Annotated in this window: 25 protein-coding genes; 8 read left to right on the top strand and 17 right to left on the bottom strand. The window is 74.2% G+C overall.

What is annotated here, in order from left to right; genetic code table 11:
• Positions 1-32: 32 nt before the first annotated feature.
• The gene (locus ABD091_RS05935; RefSeq protein WP_343916374.1) at positions 33-851 is read left to right on the top strand and encodes an Fpg/Nei family DNA glycosylase; all 819 of its coding nucleotides are present in this window, start codon (positions 33-35) and stop codon (positions 849-851) included.
• A 4-nt stretch (positions 852-855) separates the two neighbouring features.
• Here ABD091_RS05935 and idi read toward each other — a convergent pair whose 3' ends face one another.
• From idi to ABD091_RS05900, 7 genes are read right to left on the bottom strand one after another with little or no spacing between them, the layout of a single operon-like run.
• Positions 856-1,437 carry an isopentenyl-diphosphate Delta-isomerase gene (gene idi / locus ABD091_RS05930; RefSeq protein ID WP_343916372.1) on the bottom strand — a complete coding sequence of 194 codons (582 nt, stop codon included), beginning with the start codon at positions 1,435-1,437 and terminating at the stop codon, positions 856-858.
• Complete coding sequence (locus ABD091_RS05925) at positions 1,434-2,456, bottom strand: NAD(P)/FAD-dependent oxidoreductase (protein WP_343916370.1); 1,023 nt, start codon at positions 2,454-2,456, stop codon at positions 1,434-1,436. Before ABD091_RS05925 ends, idi begins: the two co-directional genes overlap by 4 nt.
• Positions 2,449-2,982 carry an isoprenylcysteine carboxyl methyltransferase family protein gene (locus ABD091_RS05920; RefSeq protein WP_343916368.1) on the bottom strand — a complete coding sequence of 178 codons (534 nt, stop codon included), beginning with the start codon at positions 2,980-2,982 and terminating at the stop codon, positions 2,449-2,451. Before ABD091_RS05920 ends, ABD091_RS05925 begins: the two co-directional genes overlap by 8 nt.
• Positions 2,979-4,043, bottom strand: coding sequence for a type III polyketide synthase (locus ABD091_RS05915; RefSeq protein ID WP_343916366.1), 1,065 nt, complete (start codon positions 4,041-4,043; stop codon positions 2,979-2,981). Before ABD091_RS05915 ends, ABD091_RS05920 begins: the two co-directional genes overlap by 4 nt.
• Positions 4,040-5,206 carry a geranylgeranyl reductase family protein gene (locus tag ABD091_RS05910; RefSeq protein ID WP_343916364.1) on the bottom strand — a complete coding sequence of 389 codons (1,167 nt, stop codon included), beginning with the start codon at positions 5,204-5,206 and terminating at the stop codon, positions 4,040-4,042. Before ABD091_RS05910 ends, ABD091_RS05915 begins: the two co-directional genes overlap by 4 nt.
• Positions 5,203-6,036 carry a UbiA family prenyltransferase gene (locus ABD091_RS05905; RefSeq protein WP_343916363.1) on the bottom strand — a complete coding sequence of 278 codons (834 nt, stop codon included), beginning with the start codon at positions 6,034-6,036 and terminating at the stop codon, positions 5,203-5,205. The genes ABD091_RS05910 and ABD091_RS05905 overlap by 4 nt, the downstream gene beginning before the upstream one ends.
• Positions 6,037-6,084: 48 nt before the next feature.
• Positions 6,085-6,702: an alpha-ketoglutarate-dependent dioxygenase AlkB gene (locus tag ABD091_RS05900; protein WP_343916361.1), complete on the bottom strand. Its 618-nt coding sequence runs from the start codon at positions 6,700-6,702 to the stop codon at positions 6,085-6,087.
• A gap of 92 nt (positions 6,703-6,794) precedes the next feature.
• Here ABD091_RS05900 and ABD091_RS05895 point away from each other — a divergent pair, with 92 nt between their 5' ends.
• Positions 6,795-7,511, top strand: a complete 717-nt coding sequence (locus ABD091_RS05895; RefSeq protein ID WP_343916359.1) for a GntR family transcriptional regulator — start codon at positions 6,795-6,797, stop codon at positions 7,509-7,511.
• A 21-nt stretch (positions 7,512-7,532) separates the two neighbouring features.
• On the opposite strand, the gene ABD091_RS05890 is transcribed toward ABD091_RS05895, so the two are convergent.
• Complete coding sequence (locus ABD091_RS05890; protein ID WP_343916357.1) at positions 7,533-7,880, bottom strand: hypothetical protein; 348 nt, start codon at positions 7,878-7,880, stop codon at positions 7,533-7,535.
• A gap of 69 nt (positions 7,881-7,949) precedes the next feature.
• Here ABD091_RS05890 and ABD091_RS05885 point away from each other — a divergent pair, with 69 nt between their 5' ends.
• Entirely contained in the window at positions 7,950-8,666 is a 717-nt protein-coding gene (locus ABD091_RS05885; RefSeq protein ID WP_343916355.1) for a copper homeostasis protein CutC, read from the top strand.
• Positions 8,663-8,923, top strand: coding sequence for a DUF4031 domain-containing protein (locus ABD091_RS05880; protein WP_343916353.1), 261 nt, complete (start codon positions 8,663-8,665; stop codon positions 8,921-8,923). The genes ABD091_RS05885 and ABD091_RS05880 overlap by 4 nt, the downstream gene beginning before the upstream one ends.
• A gap of 1 nt (position 8,924) precedes the next feature.
• On the opposite strand, the gene ABD091_RS05875 is transcribed toward ABD091_RS05880, so the two are convergent.
• Genes ABD091_RS05875 through ABD091_RS05860 form a run of 4 tightly spaced genes read right to left on the bottom strand, consistent with a single transcriptional unit; the run spans position 8,925 to position 11,221 of the window.
• Positions 8,925-9,260: a hypothetical protein gene (locus ABD091_RS05875; RefSeq protein ID WP_343916351.1), complete on the bottom strand. Its 336-nt coding sequence runs from the start codon at positions 9,258-9,260 to the stop codon at positions 8,925-8,927.
• A 46-nt stretch (positions 9,261-9,306) separates the two neighbouring features.
• On the bottom strand, positions 9,307-9,888 hold the full coding sequence (locus ABD091_RS05870; protein WP_343916349.1) for an HD domain-containing protein: 582 nt from the start codon (positions 9,886-9,888) through the stop codon (positions 9,307-9,309).
• Positions 9,878-10,747, bottom strand: a complete 870-nt coding sequence (locus tag ABD091_RS05865) for an oxygenase MpaB family protein (protein WP_343916346.1) — start codon at positions 10,745-10,747, stop codon at positions 9,878-9,880. The genes ABD091_RS05870 and ABD091_RS05865 overlap by 11 nt, the downstream gene beginning before the upstream one ends.
• A gap of 24 nt (positions 10,748-10,771) precedes the next feature.
• On the bottom strand, positions 10,772-11,221 hold the full coding sequence (locus tag ABD091_RS05860; RefSeq protein ID WP_343916344.1) for a hypothetical protein: 450 nt from the start codon (positions 11,219-11,221) through the stop codon (positions 10,772-10,774).
• 57 nt (positions 11,222-11,278) lie between these two features.
• Here ABD091_RS05860 and ABD091_RS05855 point away from each other — a divergent pair, with 57 nt between their 5' ends.
• Complete coding sequence (locus ABD091_RS05855; RefSeq protein WP_343916342.1) at positions 11,279-11,704, top strand: hypothetical protein; 426 nt, start codon at positions 11,279-11,281, stop codon at positions 11,702-11,704.
• A 6-nt stretch (positions 11,705-11,710) separates the two neighbouring features.
• On the opposite strand, the gene ABD091_RS05850 is transcribed toward ABD091_RS05855, so the two are convergent.
• Positions 11,711-11,908: a PspC domain-containing protein gene (locus ABD091_RS05850; protein WP_343916340.1), complete on the bottom strand. Its 198-nt coding sequence runs from the start codon at positions 11,906-11,908 to the stop codon at positions 11,711-11,713.
• A gap of 87 nt (positions 11,909-11,995) precedes the next feature.
• Between ABD091_RS05850 and ABD091_RS05845 the strand changes: the two genes are divergently transcribed.
• Positions 11,996-12,610 (top strand): TetR/AcrR family transcriptional regulator, encoded by a 615-nt coding sequence (locus tag ABD091_RS05845; protein WP_343916338.1) that lies wholly within the window; start codon positions 11,996-11,998, stop codon positions 12,608-12,610.
• Here the strand turns inward: ABD091_RS05845 and solA are convergent.
• Positions 12,594-13,760: an N-methyl-L-tryptophan oxidase gene (gene solA / locus ABD091_RS05840; protein ID WP_343916336.1), complete on the bottom strand. Its 1,167-nt coding sequence runs from the start codon at positions 13,758-13,760 to the stop codon at positions 12,594-12,596. The genes ABD091_RS05845 and solA overlap by 17 nt on opposite strands.
• Complete coding sequence (locus ABD091_RS05835; RefSeq protein ID WP_343916334.1) at positions 13,753-14,847, bottom strand: aromatic ring-hydroxylating oxygenase subunit alpha; 1,095 nt, start codon at positions 14,845-14,847, stop codon at positions 13,753-13,755. The genes solA and ABD091_RS05835 overlap by 8 nt, the downstream gene beginning before the upstream one ends.
• Positions 14,848-14,930: 83 nt before the next feature.
• Here ABD091_RS05835 and ABD091_RS05830 point away from each other — a divergent pair, with 83 nt between their 5' ends.
• Both ABD091_RS05830 and ABD091_RS05825 read left to right on the top strand, forming a co-directional pair.
• Positions 14,931-16,130, top strand: coding sequence for an aminomethyl transferase family protein (locus tag ABD091_RS05830; protein WP_343916332.1), 1,200 nt, complete (start codon positions 14,931-14,933; stop codon positions 16,128-16,130).
• A gap of 10 nt (positions 16,131-16,140) precedes the next feature.
• Positions 16,141-17,727 carry a phytoene desaturase family protein gene (locus tag ABD091_RS05825; protein ID WP_343916330.1) on the top strand — a complete coding sequence of 529 codons (1,587 nt, stop codon included), beginning with the start codon at positions 16,141-16,143 and terminating at the stop codon, positions 17,725-17,727.
• Positions 17,728-17,822: 95 nt separating this feature from the next.
• Here ABD091_RS05825 and ABD091_RS05820 read toward each other — a convergent pair whose 3' ends face one another.
• Complete coding sequence (locus ABD091_RS05820) at positions 17,823-18,176, bottom strand: DNA polymerase ligase N-terminal domain-containing protein (RefSeq protein WP_343916328.1); 354 nt, start codon at positions 18,174-18,176, stop codon at positions 17,823-17,825.
• Positions 18,173-19,819 carry a DNA repair helicase XPB gene (locus ABD091_RS05815; protein ID WP_343916327.1) on the bottom strand — a complete coding sequence of 549 codons (1,647 nt, stop codon included), beginning with the start codon at positions 19,817-19,819 and terminating at the stop codon, positions 18,173-18,175. The genes ABD091_RS05820 and ABD091_RS05815 overlap by 4 nt, the downstream gene beginning before the upstream one ends.
• Positions 19,820-19,844 lie beyond the last annotated feature (25 nt).

The raw sequence follows: 19,844 nt of genomic DNA, 5'->3' as shown, positions 1-19,844 counted from the left end.
GACCCGCTTGGCCACGCGGCTAGCGTGCTGGTGTGCCTGAGCTGCCCGAGGTCGAGAGCGCCCGGCGGACCGTGGAGGAGGGGGCCCTCGACCGCGAGATCGCGGACGTCGACGACTCCGACACGTGGGAGTGCCGGCCGCACGCGCCCGGTGAGATCCGAGACGCGCTCCGGGGCCGGCGTCTCGTCGCCGCCCGCCGCCGTGGCAAGAGCATGTGGTGCGAGACCTCCGACGACGGGCCGCTGCTCGGCCTCCACCTCGGGATGAGTGGACGGATCCTGGTCACCGGTCCCGACGGCGAGCGCACCGAGGGCGGCGACTGGCTGGGCGGTCGCTACGGCGGCGGCGCCGAGCGGTCCGACCGCAAGCCGGAGTGGGACCGCTTCACGATCACCTTCGCCGACGGCGGGTCGTTGCGTCTCTTCGACAAGCGACGACTCGGCCGGGTGCGCCTCGACCCCGACCTCGACCGGCTCGGCCCCGACGCCCAGCAGGTGCGGGTGGGGGAGTTCCGCGAGCGGGTGGGGCGCGGGACGGCGCCGGTGAAGGCCCGGCTGCTCGACCAGTCGGTCGTGGCCGGGGTCGGCAACCTGTTGGCCGACGAGACGCTCTGGCAGGCCCGCCTCGACCCGCGACGCCGAGTCGACACGCTCGACCGGGACGAGCTGACGGGGCTGCACCGTGCGCTGCGGAGGGCCACGACGGCCGCGATCCGGCGCGGGGGCGTGCACACCGGCGAGGTCGTCGCCCACCGCACGCCGGGCGGTCGCTGCCCGCGGTGCGGCGAGGAGATGCAGCGGGCGACCGTCGGCGGGCGGACCACGTGGTGGTGCCCCGCCGAGCAGGTGTGACGACTCAGGCGCGGGCGGCCGGTGGCAGCGGGTCGGTGGCGGGCGGCGCGGACCCCGGGTGGTCCGGCAGCTGGTCGAGCTGCTGGCGGCACCAGGGGCTCACCTCCCTCGCCCCCGACAGCACGTCGCGGCGTAGGTCCTCGAAGGGGACCCACTCGGTCGCGCCGACCTCCTCCGGGTCGGGGTCGAGGTCGCCCGGGTGGCGGCACCGGCCGACGAGGACCGGGCAGATCTCGTTCTCCACGGTGCCGTCGGCCATCACCGCCCGGTAGCGGAAGCCCGGCAGCGCGAGCCGCAGGTCGACCACTGCGAGCCCGAGCTCGTCGTGGAGACGACGCTCGACGGCCGCGCCCACCGTCTCGCCGGGGCCCGGGTGGCCGCAACAGGTGTTGGTCCACACGCCGGGCCACGTCTTCTTCGTCCCGGCGCGGCGCGTGAGCAGCAGCCGGTCGTCGGCGTCGAGGAGGTAGCAGGAGAACGCGAGGTGGAGGGGCGTGCGGTCGTGGTGCACGGTGGCCTTCGGGTGGGTGCCGATCGCGCGGCCGTCGTCGTCCAGGAGCACGACGAGCTCCTCGTGGCCGCTCACGCCGGCCTCGCCAGCTGGTCGACCGCGACCTCGAAGACGCGCGGCAGCCGGCTGGCCGCGCCGACCAGCCGCTGTCGCAGCACCGGGACGCCGGTCACGGCGAGGAGCCCCGCCGTGAGCAGGTCGTGGCGTCGCCCGATGCGGCGGCACGCGGCCTCGTAGCCGGGGACGTCCGCCGCCGCGACGGCCTGCGCGGCGGCCCGGGCCTGGGCGAGCCCGACCGCGAGGCCCTCGCCGGTGAGGGCGTCGACGTAGCCCGCGGCGTCGCCGACGAGCAGCACCCGGCCCGACGCGCGGGCTCGCGAGCGCTGGCGCAACGGTCCCGCCCCGAGGACCCGGGTGGTCTCGCGACCGGCCATCCGGCCACGGAGTCCCGGGAAGTCCTCGAGCAGGACGGGCAACGGCGCTCGCGCGGTCGTGAGCACGGCGACGCCGACCAGGTCCTCGGCCACCGGCGTCGTGTAGGCCTCGGCACGCGGCGACCAGTGGACCTCGACGTGGCGCGACCACGGCGCGGTCCGCACGTGGGTGCGCAGCCCGTAGCGCCGACGCCGCGCGGGCGCGCCGTCCAGGCCGAGCATGCGGCGCACCGGTGAGTGGAGGCCGTCGGCGGCGACCACCCAGCCGACCTCGTCGCCGTCGACGAGGACGCCGCTCGGCGTCGGCAGCACCTCCCGGACCGGCCGCTCGACGAGGACCACGCCCGCGTCGCGGGCCGCGTCGCGCAGCGCTGCGTGGAGCGTCGTACGGCGCACGCCGAGACCGGGGCCGGTGCGGAAGTCGGCCTGGGCCTCGTGGCAGCCGTCGAGATAGCGGATGCCGGCGATCGGCACGCCCTCGAGCGGTACGCCGAGCCGTGAGAGCGCCTGCACCGCTCCCGGCATCAAACCCTCGCCGCAGGCCTTGTCGACCACCCCGCGACGCCGCTCCCTCACCTCGACGGCCAGCCCGAGCCGGGCGGCCTCGAGGGCGGTGGCCAGGCCGACCGGTCCGCCGCCGACGACGAGGAGGTCAGGCACGGCTCGCCTCCGGGAGCGTGGCGAGCGCTGCCGCCTCGACGCGGATCCGCACCGTCAGCAGCGCCGCGTTGAGGACCGTGAACGCCAGCGCCGTCCACCAGCAGCCGTGGATCAGCGGCAGGGCGATGCCTTCGACGACGACGGCGACGTAGTTGGGGTGCGGGACCAGCCGGTAGGGGCCCGAGCGGACGGGCGCCATCCCGGGGACCACGATCACCCGCGTGTTCCAGCGTCGGCCCAGGGTGGCGATGCACCACCAGCGCAGCGCCTGCGAGGCGACGACGAGCAGCAGCATCGACCACGCCAGCACGGGCGCGACGTCCGGGCGACGCAGGAACGCCTCGAGCAGCATCGCGGCGAGGAAGCCGGTGTGGAGGACGACCATGACGGGGTAGTGGCCGCGCCCCGTCTCGACGCCCCCGCGGGCCAGGCTCCAGGCCGCGTTGCGCTTCGACACGACCAGCTCGGCCAGGCGCTCGAGGGCCACGATCAGGACCACGACGGTGAAGGCGGCCAGGGACGTCACGACTCCTCCTCGCGGGCCCGGAGCAGCACCAGCTCGGAGCAGAAGCCCGGCCCCATGGCCAGGAGCATCCCGTGGCTCCCCGGCGGCGGCGGCCGGTCACGCAGGGTGTCCTCGAAGACGTGGAGCACCGAGGCCGACGAGAGGTTGCCGATCCGGGCGAGTGAGGCGCGGGTCAGCGACACGTCGTGCTCGCTCAGCCCCAGGGAGTCGCGCACGGCGTCGATCACCTTCGGCCCGCCGGGGTGGCAGACCCACCACCCGACGTCGTCGAGGGTGAGCCCGTGGTCGGCCAGGAAGGCCTCGACGTCGCCGCGGATGTAGCGGTGGACGACGTTCGGGACCTCCGCGTCGAGCACGATCTTGAGGCCCCGGTGGCTCACGTCGAAGCCCATGGTGCGCTCGCTGTCGGGGTAGAGGCGGCTGCGTGAGTCGACGACCTCGACCGCGCCCGAGCCGCGCGGGCCGTGGGCGACGACCGCCGCCGCCCCGTCGCCGAAGAGGCCGCTCGCGACGAGGTTGGCGACCGACGTGTCGTCGCGTTGGACGGTGAGCGAGCACAGCTCCACCGTCACGAGCGCCGCCACGTGGTCGGGGTGTCCGGCCAGGTAGTCGTGGAGGCGGGCGATGCCGGCCGCGCCGGCGACGCAGCCCAGTCCCACCAGCGGGGTGCGGCGTACGTCGGGCCGCAGCCCCAGCACCCCGGCGATGCGCGCGTCGAGGCTCGGCACGGCGAGGCCGGTGACGGTCGCGCAGAAGATCGCGTCGACGTCGCTGGGGGTCAGGTCGGCCGCCTTCAGCGCGTCCTCCAGCGCCTGGGCGCCCAGGGCGACGGCGTGCTCGATGAACAGGTCGTTGGCCTCGCCGAAGTCGCCGAGCGCGGCGTAGTCGCCGATCGGGAGCACGAGGTGGCGCTGGTCCACCCCGGCGTTGGCGTGGAGCCGGCGCAGGACCCGTTGGTCGAGGTCGCCGCGGGCGATGACCTCCGCGAAGGCGTCGGTGACCTCCGCCTGGCTGTGACGGTGGGGCGGGAGCGCCCCCCGCACCGCGCTGATCTCCATCATGTCGCTGCTCCTCGCTTCGTCAGCAGGCTGGTGGCGAGCCCCGTCGCCAGCCGGCGCGTGATGCGGCCGTCGCCCAGACCGAGCTCGACCAGGGCGTCGAAGGCGTGCCGGTCACGGGCGGCCGCGTCGATCCCGGCACCGACCACCGTGGGGGACCGGCTCAGCCGCGCGGCGGCCCACGTGTGGTGGAGGTGGCGGCCGAGCAGGCGCCGTACGTCGCGCCGGTAGAGGTCGCCGGCCGCGCCGGGAGCTCCCTCGCGCAGGGCGCGGACCGCGGCCCGGCCCGCGGCTGCTCCGGTGGCGACGGCGTAGTAGATGCCCTCGCCGGTCATGGGGTTGACCAACCCGGCGGCGTCGCCGGCCAGGAGCACCGGGCCGGCGGGCTGGACGCCGCCCCACGCCCAGCCCGACAGGGGCAGCGGGTGGCCGCGCCACTGCCGGCCCTGCGGGACGCTGCCCGGGAGCAGCTCCTCGAGCTGGTCGAGCAGCAGCGCGCGCGTGGGTGGGTCGGCGCCACCGACGAGCTCGCCGTAGCCGACGTTGGACCACCCGTCGCCCCGGTCGAAGGACCAGGCGTAGGAGGGCTGGCGGCGCTCGCCGTAGCGGATGACCTGGCGCTCGGCACGGCCCGGCGGGGTCGGCGCGTAGCCGCGCAGGGCCACGGCGCGCTGGCCGGCAGGCGTCCGGCCCAGGGCCCGGGCCACCGCGGAGTGGGCCCCGTCGGCGCCCACCACGACGGCTGCCTCCAGCCCGTCGTCGAGCAGCACCCGGTCGTCGGCGGCCACGACGCGGCGCACGCGGTGTCGACGCAGCAGGGCTCCCGCCACGGTCGCCCGCTCGACCAGACGGGCGTCGAGGACCTCGCGTGGGACGACGTGGACGGGACGGCCCATCGCCCCGGCGACCTGCCGCGACCCCCGCGAGAGCTCCAGCCGTGTCAGCGGAGCCCACCCGTCGACGACGTCGGCCGCACCCAGCGGACGGAGCACCTCGAGCACGTGCGGCGCGATCCCGTCGCCGCAGCTCTTGTCCCGCGGGAAGTCGTGCCGGTCGACCAGCAGCACCCGCAGGCCGGGCTCGGCCCGCAGTGCGGCCAGGGCGGCCACGCTGCCGGCCGGACCGGCACCCACCACGGCGAGGTCGAAGGACTCCCGCGCGGTCACGCAGCGACCACCAGCAGCACGACGTCGAGCGCGGCGATCGCGATGGCTGCGCGGAACGGCCAGCGGCCCCGACCGGTCAGGGCCGCGACGGCGCAGCCGGCGACCAGCACGGCCACGGTGGCCCGCGCGGCGAGGGAGACCTCCGGCACCGACAGCACGAGCGGCAGCGTCGCCGCACCCAGGGCGGCGACGGCGAGCACGGTCGAGCGCCGCGCCCCGAGGCGGTGGGGGAGGCCGCGCACCCCGGTCGCGGCGTCGTCCGCCAGGTCGGGCACGGCGTTGAGCAGGTGGGCGCCGACGCCCAGCAGCGCCGCCGCCAGCAGGACCGACCACGCGGGCCACCCGCCTGGATCGGCGAGGGAGACGAAGCCCGGGAGGAGGCCGAACGCCACGGCGTACGGGACCCACGAGAGGGCGGTGGCCTTGAGGCCCAGGTCGTAGGCCCATCCCGCCGCGACGCAGACCAGGTGCACGAGCCCGGCGAGCAGGCCGGTGGCCAACGAGAGCACCACGGTCGCCACCAGCGCGAGGGCGCACGCCGCGCGCACCACGGACAACGGGACCTCGCCGGTGGCCACCGGCTTGTCCGCGCGTCCGACCTGCCGGTCGCGCGCGACGTCGACGACGTCGTTGCACCACCCGATGGACAGCTGGCCGGCGAGCACCGCGGCCGCCACCAGGGCGAGGACGTCGGCGGGCTGCCCCAGCGACATTGCGTAGGCCGACGCCAGGGCGGTCACGGCGACCGTGGGGCCCGGGTGGCTGGCGCGCACCAGGGCCAGCACCTGGCGCCCCGCCGGAGCGCGTCCCGCGGTCGGGGCCTGCGTCATGCCCTCGACGCTACGCCGCCGCCGCCAACGCGGCCTCGCCCCTCGGGGTCAGAAGACGTTGAAGGGGCGGAACTGGACCGAGAGGCGCGGGCCGGCCGAGGCGACCTTGGGGACGGCGTGCTCGAAGGTGCGCTGGCAGGTCCCGCCCATGACGACCAGGTCGCCGTGACCCATCTCGACCGAGAGCGACTCGCCACCGCCGCGCGGGCGGAGCGCGAGCCGGCGGGGGTCGCCGACGGACACGATGGCGACCATCGTGTCGTGGGTGGAGCCGCGGCCGATGGTGTCGCCGTGCCAGGCGACGCTGTCGCGGCCGTCGCGGTAGTAGCAGCAGCCGGCCGTCCGGAACCGCTCGCCGAGCTCGGGCTCGTAGTGGTCGCCGAGGGCCTCGCGAGCGGCCGTCAGCGCGGGGTGGGGCAGCTCCTCGCCGATCATGTAGGTGTAGAGCAGGCGCGGGATGTCGACGATGCGGTCGTACATCTCGCGGCGCTCGATGCGCCACGGGACGTCGCGCACCAGCGTCGCGAGGACGTCGTCGGCGTCGGGCAGCCACGCGCGCTGCACGTCGAGCCACGCGCCGCGGCCGAGGTCGGTGCGGTCGGGCGCCAGCGGGCCCGGACCACCGGTCTGGAGACCCGACTCGAAGAGGTCCGCCTGGAACTGCATGGCCCGACGCTAGCACTCGATCGAACACGTGTTCGGTAACAGGTTGTCCATTTTTCCGCGCGTTGCGTCCGGTGGCCCATACCATGCCAGACGTGGAGGGGCTCATGACTGGTACCGGCGTGCCGAAGCACGTACAGGTCCGGGAGTACGTGCGAGGGCTGCTGCGTGACGCAGAGCCCGGCACCGCGGCGCCCTCGGAGCGCGAGCTGGTCCACCAGTTCCACGTCGCCCGGATGACCGTCCGGCAGGCCATGGACGCCCTGGTGGGCGAGGGGCTGCTCGAGCGGATCCCGGGTCGGGGCACCTTCGTCGCCCAGCCGCGCCGCGACGTCGGCCGGCTGCTGAGCTATTCGGAGGAGATGGCGGCCCGCGGCCTCCTCGCCGAGTCCCAGACCCTGCTGGCCCGTCGTGAGCAGGCCGGCCCCGGTGTCGCCCGCGCGCTCGGCGTGACCCCCGGCGACGCGGTCATCCACTGGAAGCGGCTGCGTCGGGCCGACGGGCTGCCGATGTGCCTCGAGGACGCCTACCTCAACGAGGTGCTGCTGCCGGGCTTCCTCCAGTCGGGCATGCCGACCAGCCTCTACGACGCCCTCGACTCGCGCGGCCTGCGCCCGACCTGGGCCGAGGACTCCATCGCCGCCGACATCGCCGGCCAGCAGGAGGCCGAGCTCCTGGAGGTCGCCCAGGGCAGTCCGGTGCTGCGCCAGTCGCGGCGCGCGATCGCCGAGGAGAAGGTCGTCGAGGTGTCGCGCTCGGTCTATCGCGCCGACCGCTTCACCTGGTGGGTCCAGCTCGGCGAGGACCACTGACCCGACGCTGATCCGGGTCCGTCACCCGTCCAGCCGGCCCAGTGCGGCCACCGCCTGACCCGACTCCTCGCACACCCACCACGGGTCGGGACCGCCGAGGTCGGGCTGGATGTGCAGCGCGTGCTCCGGCGCGTCACCGCAGGTCCGGCACACGGGCCAGCGCTCGCCGCCGTCGAGCGCGGCGTCCTGGACGTCCTGGGCGACCAGGCCCGCGACGTAGATCGCGCCCTCGGGCCACTGCTCGGCCCACCACCGGCGTGAGGAGACCGCGTCCTCCAGCGCCGAGACCAGGTCGGGGGTGGCGCGCTGGCGGGCGGCGAGGTCGGCGAGGACCTGGGCTCGCGCGGAGAGGTACAGCCGGTGGTCCACCCCTCGATTGTGCCGCGCCGGTGGGCGCGGCGACACCCGGTCGGGTGAGGGCGGCCCTACCGTGGGGGCATGGCCCAGGCCCTGCTGGAGGTGCTGGTCCGCCACCCCGGTGACGTGGCGGGCGCCGACGAGGGTGGCGCCGACCGGCTCCACCTCGTGGGCGAGGCCGACCTCTCACCCGAGCCGGCCCTGGTCTCCGCGGTCTGTCGCGAGTCCGAGCTCCCGGTCCACGTCCGGCTGCGGCTCAACGACACCTGGACCACGACGGGCGGCGAGCTCGCACGGCTGGTCGGCCTCGCCGAGGACTTCCTGCGCTGCGGTGCGGCGGGCCTCTCCTTCGGCTTCCTCGACCCCGACCTCCGCGTCGACGTCGAGGTCACCACCCACGTCGCCGAGGCGATGGTCGGCGTGCCCTGGGTCTTCCACCGCGGCTTCGACGACGCCCTCGAGCCGGAGCGCGCGTGGGCCACGGTCCTCGAGATCCCCGGCTTGGTCGGCGTGCAGTCGGCGGGGTCGCCCCGCGGCCTCGCGGTCGGCTACGACGACCTGCTGGCGCTGGCCACCCGCTGGCCGCGGATCGCCGAGCGGCTGGTCGCCGCCGGCGGGCTCGCCGGCGAGCACGTCCCCTGGCTGGTCCGGGTCGGCGTCCGCTCCTTCCAGGTCGGGGCGCAGGTGCGCCCGGGCGGCACGGACAAGGCCTACGTCGACGCCGGGCACGTCCGGTCGTGGCGGCTGCTCCTCGACGACGCGGTCGCGCTCGCCGAGAGGTCCGCGTCGGCCGGATGATCCTCATCGACCCGCCGCTCGCGGAGGGGCGTGGCCGACTCTGGTCGCACCTCGCCAGTGACACCTCCTACGACGAGCTCCACGTCTTCGCCCGCGAGGCCGGCATCCCCGAGCGCGGCTTCGACCGCGACCACTACGACGTGCCCGAGGAGTGGTACGACGCGATGGTCGAGCTCGGCGCCACGCCCGTGTCGTCCCGTGAGCTGGTCTCGCGGCTGATCGCCGCGGGGCTGCGGCGCCGCAAGACCGAGACGTGAGTCAGGACCGGGTGAGCGTGACGTCGGCCTGGCTCCACGAGCAGCTGCACTCGCCGGAGCCGCCCGGACGGTAGACGAACCGGCCCTCACCACGGGGCTGGGTGGCGCCCCGGCGCCCGCGCAGGGTGACGGTGACGGTGAGGCCCTCGGCGTCGGCGGCCCCGACGCCCTCGGGGGGCTCGAGGATCATCGTGGTGCCGGCCGTTCCCTCGATGGGCTGGCACCCCCACCCCTCGACGCAGGCGGTGGCGTGCACCGGGTGTTCCGTCGAGATCCCGGCGAGGCCCAGGGACACCGGCGGCGCGCAGGGCCGCAGCTGACCGTCGTGCTGCCGCACCCCGCCAGGAGAGCGGCGGCTGCGGCGACCACGACCCGCGCCGCCCTCACGGCGCGTCCCGCAGCCGGGCGAGCTCCGCCGCGACGTTGTCGCGGGCGGCGTCCTCCCAGAGGTCGCGGGCCCGCTGGGTCGCGAAGAGCGCGGGCCGGGACAGCAGCTCGGCGAGGATCGCGCCGCGACCGGCGACGAAGTCGGCGTCGGACACGTGGGCGAAGTCGGCGCGGACGTCGGCGGCGTAGTCGGCGTAGCGGTCCGCGGGTGCGGCGAGGATCGCGAGGTCCGCGTCGCAGAGCAGTCGCCCGGGCTCGTCGTCGGCCGCCGGGTCATGGCGCTCGGTCACGCGCACCAGCCGCGCGACGGCCGGCCCCAGGTCGGCGGGCAGGGCCCGTTCCGCCCACTGCGCCGACCGCTCCTCGTCACCCGGTCGGCCCTCGTAGACCGCGTCGTGGAACCAGGCGGCGAGGCGGACGACGTCGTCGTCGCAGCCGAGGTCGTCGAGCCGGTCGAGCACCTCGGCGAGGTGGCGCAGGTCGTGGTAGCCCCGCCCCGTCCCGTACGCCGCCAGCAGCTCGTCGCGCAGGGAGTCGTGGTCCGGGAGCGGCCAGCGGGCGGCCAGGTCAGCCGGCATCGGCGAGCTCGCGGGCGGAGTCACGGCCCGGCGTCATCACCCACCGGATCGTGCCGGTGGCCGCGGTCCCGAGGGCGCGGACGACGGTCCGCTCGGAGACCGGCAGCCACGGCAGCCGGAGTGGTCGGCGGGTCCAGCGGGGGAGCAGGCCCACGGCGGCGGCGACGAGCACGCCGTAGGCGGGTCGGGCGACGACCGACAGCGGCGGGCGCAGCACGACGTACTTCACGGCCTCCTGGGCGTGCTCGGTCGCGCGCAGCTCGGGGCGGAACGACTCGATCCGGTCGGCGAGCTCCGCCTCGGTCGTGGGCGGGTCCAGGACGCCGAGCCGGCGGGCGACCTCGCCGGTCTGCCGGACGTACTCGTCGCGGCCGGCCTGGTCGAGCGGCCGTCGGCCGTAGACCTGGTGGGCGGCCAGGAAGCTGTCGACCTCGGCGACGTGGACCCACTCGAGCAGGTGGGGGTCGTCGGCCCGGTAGGGCGTGCCGTCGTCGAGGACCCCGGTGACCCGCTCGTGGATGCGCCGCACGGCCGCGACGGCCGCGGCCGCGTCGTCCTCGTGGCCGAAGGTGGTCACCGCGAGGAACCGGCTGGTGTTGGCGAGGCGGCCGAGCATGTCGGTGCGGTAGTCGGAATGCTCGGAGACCGCGGTCATCGCTGCCGGGTGGAGGGTCTGCAGCAGCAGCGCCCGCAGACCGCCGACGTACATCGCGGCGTCGCCGTGGACGATGCCGATCGGGGACGCCGGGTCGAACCACCGCGGTCCGGGGCGGCCGTGGATGCGCTCGCGGTGCTTCGGTCCGTCGGGTCCGGCGGTGAGGCGGAACAGGGCGTCGCCGAGTCGTGCGCGCACCGTCATGGGTCCGAATCTACGGGGCCGGACCTAGTCACAGGTGGAGGTGCTGATGTCGTCGGGGAGCGGGCAGCGGCGGTAGTCCCAGTCCTTCCCGGCCGCCTCGCGCCGGTCGACGAAGATCTCCAGCGGGCCGCCCGGGTTGACCCGGTAGTAGACGGCGTAGCGGCCGTCGGGCAGCTCGCTGGTCACGATCAGCTCTGCCTCGTCGCCGGCATCGGCCGCCGCCTGGAGGCAGTCGAAGGAGCCGGGCCGCGGGGCGGCCGAGCCCCCGGTGACGGCGAGGTCGCAGGCAGCGATCGGGCTGCGGGTGAGGAAGCGCTGCTCGATCTGGGCCTGGGTGCGCACCGGACCCAGGTCGTCCGGGAACGCCTCGGCGGCCGCGGGCGGCTCGGGTGGTGCCACGTCGTCCGGGGCGGTGGCCGGGCCGCTGCCGGAGAGTCGCAGCAGGGCCACGAGCAGCCAGACGAGGACGGACATGCCGACACGGTAGGGCGCGGGGTCCGTCGAGGTGCCCGAACCGGACAGAATGGCCCGGTGGTCGCGCCGCTGGTCCTCCTCGCCGTCGTCGCCGGCGCCCACGCCGGCTTCCAGGTCACGGTCACCGCGATGGTCTATCCCCGCCTGGCCGCGACGACGGCGTCCGAGTGGGACGCGGTCCACGGTGCCCACTCGCGGCGCATCGCGCCCCTCGTCGTGGTGCTCTACGGCGGGCTCGTGGTGGCCGGCGCGTGGGCGGCGTACGACGGGGCAGGCGGCGTGGCGCTCTGGGTCGCGCTGGCGACCGCGGCCGCGACGGTGGTGCTCACCGCCGTGCGGGCGGCTCCGCTCCACGGGAGGCTCGGGCGCACCGGCCCGGACCCCGCCCTGCTGGCGGCGCTGCTGCGCGTGGACCGGTGGCGCGCGGTGCTCGCCCTCGTGGCGCTGGGGGCGGCGGTCGCGGCGCTGGTCGTTGTGGGGTGACCGCGGTCAGTCCTCCGACGGCACGAGGATCCACAGCGCGACGTAGACCAGGAACTGCGGTCCCGGCAGGAGGCAGCTGAGCACGAAGATCAGCCGCATCGTGTTGGGCGTCATGCCGAAGCGGCGGGCGAGGCCGGAGCAGACGCCGGCGACCCAGCGGTCGTCGGCGGGGCGGTGGAGCGAGCGGGTCGTGAGCGTGTTCATGCCTCGATCCTCGCTCGCACCCGTCCCGAAATCAGCCCCGAGACGCCGATCTCAGGGAGGAGTCAGGGGCCGGGTTAGGGTCACGCCATGTCCGGTCGCGCCCGTCGTCCCGTCGACGCACGACGCGACGAGATCCTGTCGGCCACCGTCACCCTGATCGACCGCGACGGGCTCGCGTCGGTCCGCGTCTCCGACGTGGCGGCCGAGCTGAGCGTGAGCCAGTCGCTGGTCTTCTACCACTTCGGCACCAAGGACGACCTCGTCGCGGAGGCGCTCGCCCACGCCGTCGAGCGCGATCTCGCCCGCATCGACGCCGCCGTGGCCCCCGCCGACCCGGTCGCGCGGATGCGCGGGCTGCTCAAGGTCTACGGCCCGACCGGCACGGCCATCGGCTGGCGGGTGTGGATCGACGCCTGGGCGCTCGCCCAGCGCGAGCCCCACGTCCGGTCGGTCCTGCGGCGGCTCGACGGCCGGTGGGAGGCAGCGCTGCTGCAGGTCGTCGAGGCGGGCGTGGCGTCGGGCGCCTTCACCTGCCCCGACCCCGGCGCCGCCGTGCGCCGCACCTCGGCGCTGCTCGACGGCCTCTCGGTCGCGACCCTCGTCTATCGCACCGTCACCCGCACCCAGCTGCGGGCCTGGGTCGCGGCCCACGTCGCCCACGAGCTCGGCGTGGAGGTCGAGGTCCTCACACCAGCCAGGTGACGGCGTGGTCGGGGTCGGTCAGCGCCGGCCGGTCCATGCGGTAGGCCGTCAGGTCGGTCGCCGACGATCCGGTCGTGACGACGTCGGCCAGCAGTCGGCCGAAGGTCGGCGCGAACTTGAAGGAGTGGGCTGCGCCGAGCCCGACGACGACCCGCTCGTGACCCGGCACCGGCGACAGCACGAAGTCGCGGTCCGGGGTGAGCGTGTAGAGGCAGCGGCGGGAGCGGACCGGCGCGCCCGACCCGGGCAGCAGGTCGCCGAGGAAGCGGTGGAGCCGGGCGCGCATCAGCTCGTCGACCGGGTCGTCGCCGACGCGTGACTCGGGGTCGACCGGCGGACCGCCGCAGTCCTGGGCGGCCTTGACCGTCGGCTCGCCGTAGGTCGGGAACCCGTAGTAGGACGGGTCGTCCATCCAGATCCACAGCGGCAGCTCGCCCGGTGAGAACCGCACCGGGTCGTCCGGCGCGAAGTAGGTGACCTGCTCCCAGGTCGTGACGAGCGGGACGTGGACGCCGAGGTGGCCGAGCACGTCGTTGGCCCACGCGTCGGCGGTCACCACGACGCCGCCCGCGCGGATCGTCGCGTCCGGGGTGGTGACCTCGACCCCGCCGTCGACCTCGGTGAGGCCGACGACCCGCTGCTGGGGCCGGAGGTCGGCGCCGTGCCGGACGGCCTGCGCCTGCATGGCCGCGGTGCCGCGGGCCGCGGGGACGATCGCAGCGTCGGGCTGCCACAGCGCGAGGACGTCGTCGTCGAGCCGGAACGCCGGCCAGCGGCGCTCGACGTCCGCGCCGTCCATCGCCTCGTAGTCGACGTCCACGGCGTCCATGGACGCGGTGTAGTCGCCGGGCGGGATCGCCGCGTCGACGGGGAAGAGGTCGAGCCCGCCGGTCGTCGTCACGAGGGACTCGCCGCTGGCACCCTCGAGGTCCGCCCAGTCGGCGTAGGCCTCGAGCGTCAGCTCGACGTAGGCGGGTGTGTGATAGCTGTGCCGCAGGATCCGGCTCGTGTCGTGGCTCGCGCCGCGGTCGTGGCCCAGCGCGAAGCGCTCGAGCCCGACGACCGAGTGGCCGCGGCGGGCGAGGTGCCAGGCGGCGGAGCTCCCGAGCGCCCCCAGCCCGACGACGACGTAGTCGACCTGGTCAGCCACGGTGCGCCTCCAGCAGGGGCAGCAGCCACCGTCGGATGTCGAGGCTGTCGTCCTCCATCGGGGCGAACCAGCCCTGCGTGTAGGAGCGTGACGACATCCCGCGCTGGACCGCCTCGCAGATCGCCCAGTCCTGCTGGTTGACGAGGTCCCACAGGTCACCGGCGTCGCTCGGGTCGAAGGTCGCCTGCCGCTGCTCGTCCGGGTGGAAGAGCAGCGAGCAGGTCACCCGGGTCCGGTCGACGGCGAGCGGCTCGAGGACGAAGGCGGCGACGTGGTCGGCCGACGCCGAGACCATCAGGTTGGGGTAGACGAGGTCACCCTTGTGGCGCACCCGCTCGTCCTCGTCGAGCCCCGGCAGGGGTGCGCGGTCCGTGGTGCCGGTCGTCGTGAAGGTCCACGCCCCCTCGCGGTGGGGGATGCCCCGGTCCCACTCGAGGTCGCTGCCGCCGCCGGCGAACGACGGCACCAGTCGCGACAGCTCGGGGTGCACCGGACCGCAGTGGTAGCACTCGTTGTAGTTCTCGAGCAGCACCTTGTAGTTGGCCGCGACGTCATAGGTCAGCACCTGCCCGGTGACCAGCCCCCCGAGGTCGTAGTTCGCGAGCATCGACTGGGCGTGGTCGGTCTGCACGCCCAGCGGCCCGGCGGCGTCGGGGGAGAGGTGGACGAACACGAAGCCGCCCCACGTCGCGACCCCGACCGGCGTGAGGGAGAACGCCGCCGGGTCGGGCACGTCGGTGTGCGGGGAGCGGAGCAGCCGGCCGTCGAGGCCGTAGGTCCAGGAGTGGTAGGGACAGCGCAGCGCCGACGCCTCGCCCGCGGGCTGGTCCGGCGGCCGCAGCTGGCAGCCGCGGTGGCGGCAGACGTTGTACGCCGCGTGCAGGACGCCCTGCTCGTCGCTGGTGAGCAGCACCGACTCGCCCGCGACGTCGACCGTGGCGGCCCGCCGGGGCGCGGCCAGCCCGAGGTCGTCGAGCCGCCCGGCGGCGTACCACTGGCCGAAGAGGACGGCCTCGCGCTCGACGGCCCACGCCGCCGTGTCGACGTACATCTCCCGCGGCAGTGCCGCCTGCAGACCCTCGGCCATCCCGCCTCCGTTACTGAGTCTTGGATCAGTAGAGAGCAGGATCCCAGTGCTGTCGACCGATGTCGAGCGATAACCTCACCCTCGTGCGCACCACTCCGTTCCACCCCCGCCTGAGCGAGCTCAACGACCAGGGGCTCTACACCCACTGGCAGGGCACCCTGTCGCCCCTGCGCTACTCCCACGCGCCGAAGCACGAGTACTTCGCCGTGCGGAACTCGGTCGGGGTCTTCGACACCTCCCCGCTCTACAAGTACGCCGTCACCGGCCCGGACGCCGAGAAGCTGCTGGCCGGGGCGCTCGTCCGCGACATCCGGACCTGCAAGCCCGGCCAGGCCCACTACACCGCGTGGTGTGACGACCGCGGCTACGTCATGCACGACGGGGTCGTGTTCCGCCACTCGGCCGACGAGTTCCTGCTGACGGCCGGCCGGCCGGCGCTGTCGTGGTTCCAGGAGCTGGCCACCGGGCTGCGGGTCGAGCTCGAGGACGTCACCGACCGCTACGGCATGCTCGCCGTCCAGGGGCCGCGGTCGCGGGCAGTCCTGGGCGCGCTGACCCCGGAGGCGGAGCAGCTCGGCTACTTCGACCACGTCCCGGCCAAGGTCGCCGACGTCCCGGTCACGCTGTCGCGCACCGGCTACACCGGCGACCTCGGCTACGAGCTGATGGTCGAGGCCGACGACGCGGTGGCCGTGCTCGACGCCGTCCTCGAGGCCGGACGCACCCACTCGATCCGGCCCTTCGGCGAGGAGGCGCTGATGACGCTGCGGATCGAGGCCGGCCTCCCGCTCGTCGACGTGGAGTGGCACGACGCGCGGTTGTCGATGGCCGACTCCGAGTGCGTGACGCCGAAGGAGCTCGGCCTCGGCTGGATGCTCCGCGGGGTCCGCGACGGGTCGCGCCGCTTCGTCGGCTCCGAGGCGATCCGCCGCGAGCTCGTCGACGGCACCTCGCGCTGGGCGACGACCGGCCTCGTCGTCGACCCCCACGACTGGGACCGGCTCCACCGCGAGGCCGGGCTGTTCCCGACGAAGTCCGAGCACCCGCTGTCCTACGAGTCGATGGTCCTCGACGACCACAACACCGAGGTCGGCTACTGCACCTCGTTCGTCTACTCGCCCGTCCTCCAGAACCACATCGGCATCGCCCGGGTCCGCCCCGACCTCGCCGCCGCCGGCACCGACCTGCGGCTCGAGCTCGCGATCGCCCACCACAACACGACGGTCCGGGTCACCACGACCTCGATGCCGTTCTTCGACCCATCCCGGAAAAAGGACCAGTGAAGAAGGCCTGATGTCATCACACGAGTACGACGCGATCGTCGTCGGCGGCGGCCACAACGGCCTCACCCACGCGGCCTACCTCGCCAAGTCGGGCCTGAGCACGCTCGTCCTGGAGAAGAACGACCTCGTCGGCGGCGCCGCCATCACCGAGGAGCTGATGCCGGGCTTCTCCTTCACGACGTTCTCCTACGCGCTGAGCCTGCTGCGGCCCGAGATCATCCACGAGCTCGACCTGGTGAAGCACGGCTTCCTGCCGCTGATGATGCCGTCGTCGTTCCACCCGACCGGCGACGGCGACTACCTGCTCTTCGGCGACGACCACGCCCAGAACCTCCAGGAGATCCGGCGCCACTCGCCGCGCGACGCCGACGCCTACGAGCGCTACCACCGCGACCTCGACAAGGCCTGCCAGGCGGTCCGGCCGCTCTTCGACAACCCACCGCCCAACCTGTGGGGCAGCGACCCGCAGGACGCGGTCGACGTGAAGTGGCTGCTCGACCACCTCGGTGGCATCGACCGGTCGACCATGCACGACGTCGTGCGGCTGCTGACCGGCTCGGCCGCCGACTGGCTCGACGACTACTTCGAGCACGAGGCGATCAAGGGCTACCACGCGTCCTCGTCGATCATCGGCTCGAAGGTCGGCCCGATGTCGCCGGGCTCCGCGCTGGTGCTGCTGTTCCACAAGATGGGCGAGCACGACGGCCACCTCGGCTCGTGGGCGTTCCACAAGGGCGGCAACGGCGGGTTCACCCAGGTCCTCGCCCGCGCGGCCACGGCCTTCGGCGCCGAGATCCGGCTCGGCGCGCAGGCCTCCTCGGTCCTCACCGAGAACGGTCGGGCCGTCGGCGTCGTGCTCGAGGACGGCACCGAGTTCCGCGCGCCGGTCGTGGTCTCGGCGCTCGACCCCCGGCGTACGTTCCTCGACCTCGTCGAGCCCCGCGAGCTCCCGCTCGACCTCGTCGACAACGTGCGGCGGATGAAGTTCCGCGGGGTGTCGTCGAAGGTGAACTTCGCGCTCGACTCGCTGCCGGTCTTCCCGGCGCTCAAGGACACCGTCGACCACTTCGGCGGCTTCCTCAACATCGGCCCGACGATCGAGTACGTCGAGAAGGCCTTCGACGCCGCGAAGTACGGCTGGTACTCCGAGCGGCCCTTCATCGATGCCGCGGTGCAGTCGGTCGTCGACCCCGACATGGCGCCGCCGGGCAAGCACGTCATGTCGTGCTTCGTGCAGTACGCCCCCTACGAGCTGCGCGGGTCCGACTGGGAGACCGAGCGGCAGGCGTTCGGCGACAAGGCCCAGGCCGTCCTCGAGGAGCACTTCCCGGGCTTCGGTGACCTGGTGCTCCACCGCGAGGTCGTCACGCCCGTCGACATCGAGGCCCGCACCGGCCTCAGCGAGGGCAACATCTTCGCCGGCGAGTTCCTCGCCCCGCAGATGTACTTCTTCCGCCCGGCCCCCGGCTGGAGCCAGTACCGGACGCCGATCGACGGCTACTACCAGTGCGGCTCCGGCACCCACCCCGGCGGCTGCGTCATCGGCTCGCCCGGCCGGCTCGCCGCCCAGCAGGTGCTGCGCGACTCCGCCCGCTGACCGCGGCGTGTGCCTGAGACCGGGGCGGACCGTCGTACCCGACCTGAGCGTCGTGATCTCGCGATCTCACGACGCTCGTGTCGGGTACGACGAGGTCAGGGCTGCCGCTTGACGAGGTGGAGCAGGGCGTCGCGGCCGGTGTCGACCAGCGCGTAGCGGCGCGACCCCTCGCGGCCGTGGAGCACGAGGACGGTGCGCCGGTCGTCGCGGTCCTCCAGCTCCCACCAGCCGGTGTCGGCGATCCGCTTGTCGTCGTCCTCGTAGGTCGCGTGGTCGAGCTCGTGGTCGTCGACCGGGACCGCGAGCCGGTCGTGGCGGGCGTCGGTCGGGAGTCCCTTGGGCACGGCCCACGACCGCAGCACGCCGTCCTCCTCGAGCCGCAGGTCGTAGTGGTGCTGCGGCTTGTCGTGCTCGTGGAGCACGAAGACGGGCCGGGACTCCTCGCTCACAGGTCGACGGCGTCGAGGATCCGGTAGGCGTAGCCCTGCTCGGCGAGGAACCGCTGCCGGTTGGCGGCGAACTCCGCGTCGACGGTGTCGCGGCTGACGATCGCGTAGAACCGCGCGACCTTGCGCTGGCCGTCGTGGACCTCGCCGGGCCGGAGCAGCCGGCCGAGCCGCTGCGCCTCCTCCTGGCGCGACCCGAACGAGCCCGACACCTGGATCGCCACCGCCGCCTCGGGGAGGTCGATGGAGAAGTTGGCGACCTTGCTGACCACGAGCAGCGAGAGCTCGCCGGAGCGGAAGGCGTCGAAGAGCCGCTGCCGCTCCTTGACCGGGGTGTCGCCCTTGATCACCGGCGCGTCGAGGTCGGCACCGATCTCGTCGAGCTGCTCGAGGTACTGGCCGATGACCAACGTCGGCTCGCCCTGGTGCTGCTTGACGAGCTGCTCGGCGACGCGGGTCTTGGCGGCGGTGCAGGCCGCGAGCCGGTAGCGCTCCTCGGGCTCGGCGGTCGCGTAGGCGATCCGCTCGCCCTCGGGCAGGGTCACGCGGACCTCGACGCAGTCGGCCGGCGCGATCCAGCCCTGCGCCTCGATGTCCTTCCACGGCGCGTCGTAGCGCTTGGGCCCGATGAGGGAGAACACGTCGCCCTCGCGGCCGTCCTCGCGCACCAGCGTCGCGGTGAGGCCGATCCGGCGGCGGGCCTGGAGGTCTGCGGTCATCCGGAAGATCGGCGCCGGGAGCAGGTGGACCTCGTCGTAGATGACGAGACCCCAGTCGCGCGCGTCGAAGAGCTCGAGGTGGGAGTAGACGCCCTTCCGGCGGGTCGTCATCACCTGGTAGGTCGCGATGGTGACCGGGCGGATCTCCTTGACCGTGCCGGAGTACTCCCCGATCTCGTCCTCGGTCAGGCTGGTGCGCTTGAGCAGCTCGGTCTTCCACTGCCGCGCGGACACCGTGTTGGTGACCATGATCAGCGTGGTCGCGCGGGCGTGGGCCATGGCGGCGGCGCCGACGATCGTCTTCCCGGCGCCGCAGGGGAGCACCACGACGCCCGACCCGCCGTGCCAGAACGACTCGGCGGCGTCGCGCTGGTAGTCGCGGAGCTCCCAGCCGTCCTCGGCGAGGTCGATCTCGTGGGCCTCGCCGTCGACGTAGCCGGCGAAGTCCTCGGCCGGCCAGCCCAGCTTGAGCAGCGCCTGCTTGAGGTTGCCGCGCTCGGAGGCGTGGACCACCACGGTGTCGTCGTCGATCCGGGTGCCGAGCATCCCCGCGACCTTCTTGGCGCGCAGGACCTCCTCGAGCACCGGCCGGTCGTTGCTGGCCAGCACGAGGCCGTGGACGGGGTGCTTCTCGAGCCGGAGCCGGCCGTAGCGCGCCATCGTCTCGGCGACGTCGACCAGCAGCGCGTGGGGCACGGCATAGCGGCTGTAGGTCAGCAGCGTGTCGACGACCTGCTCGGCGTCGTGGCCCGCGGCACGCGCGTTCCAGAGACCCAGCGGGGTGAGGCGGTAGGTGTGCACGTGCTCGGGGCTGCGCTCGAGCTCGGCGAAGGGTGCGATCGCCTTGCGGCAGCCGGGGGCCTGCTCGTGGTCGACCTCGAGCAGCAGCGTCTTGTCCGACTGGACGATCAGGGGGCCGTCGTTCATCCCCGCAAGCGTACGGTCCACCGCC

Origin of the sequence: Nocardioides aestuarii (assembly GCF_039527245.1) — a bacterium.
GTDB classification, from domain to species: Bacteria; Actinomycetota; Actinomycetes; order Propionibacteriales; family Nocardioidaceae; genus Nocardioides; species Nocardioides aestuarii.
The sequence above is the reverse complement of the archived record's forward strand: the minus strand, read 5'-3'. Positions and strand labels throughout refer to the sequence as shown.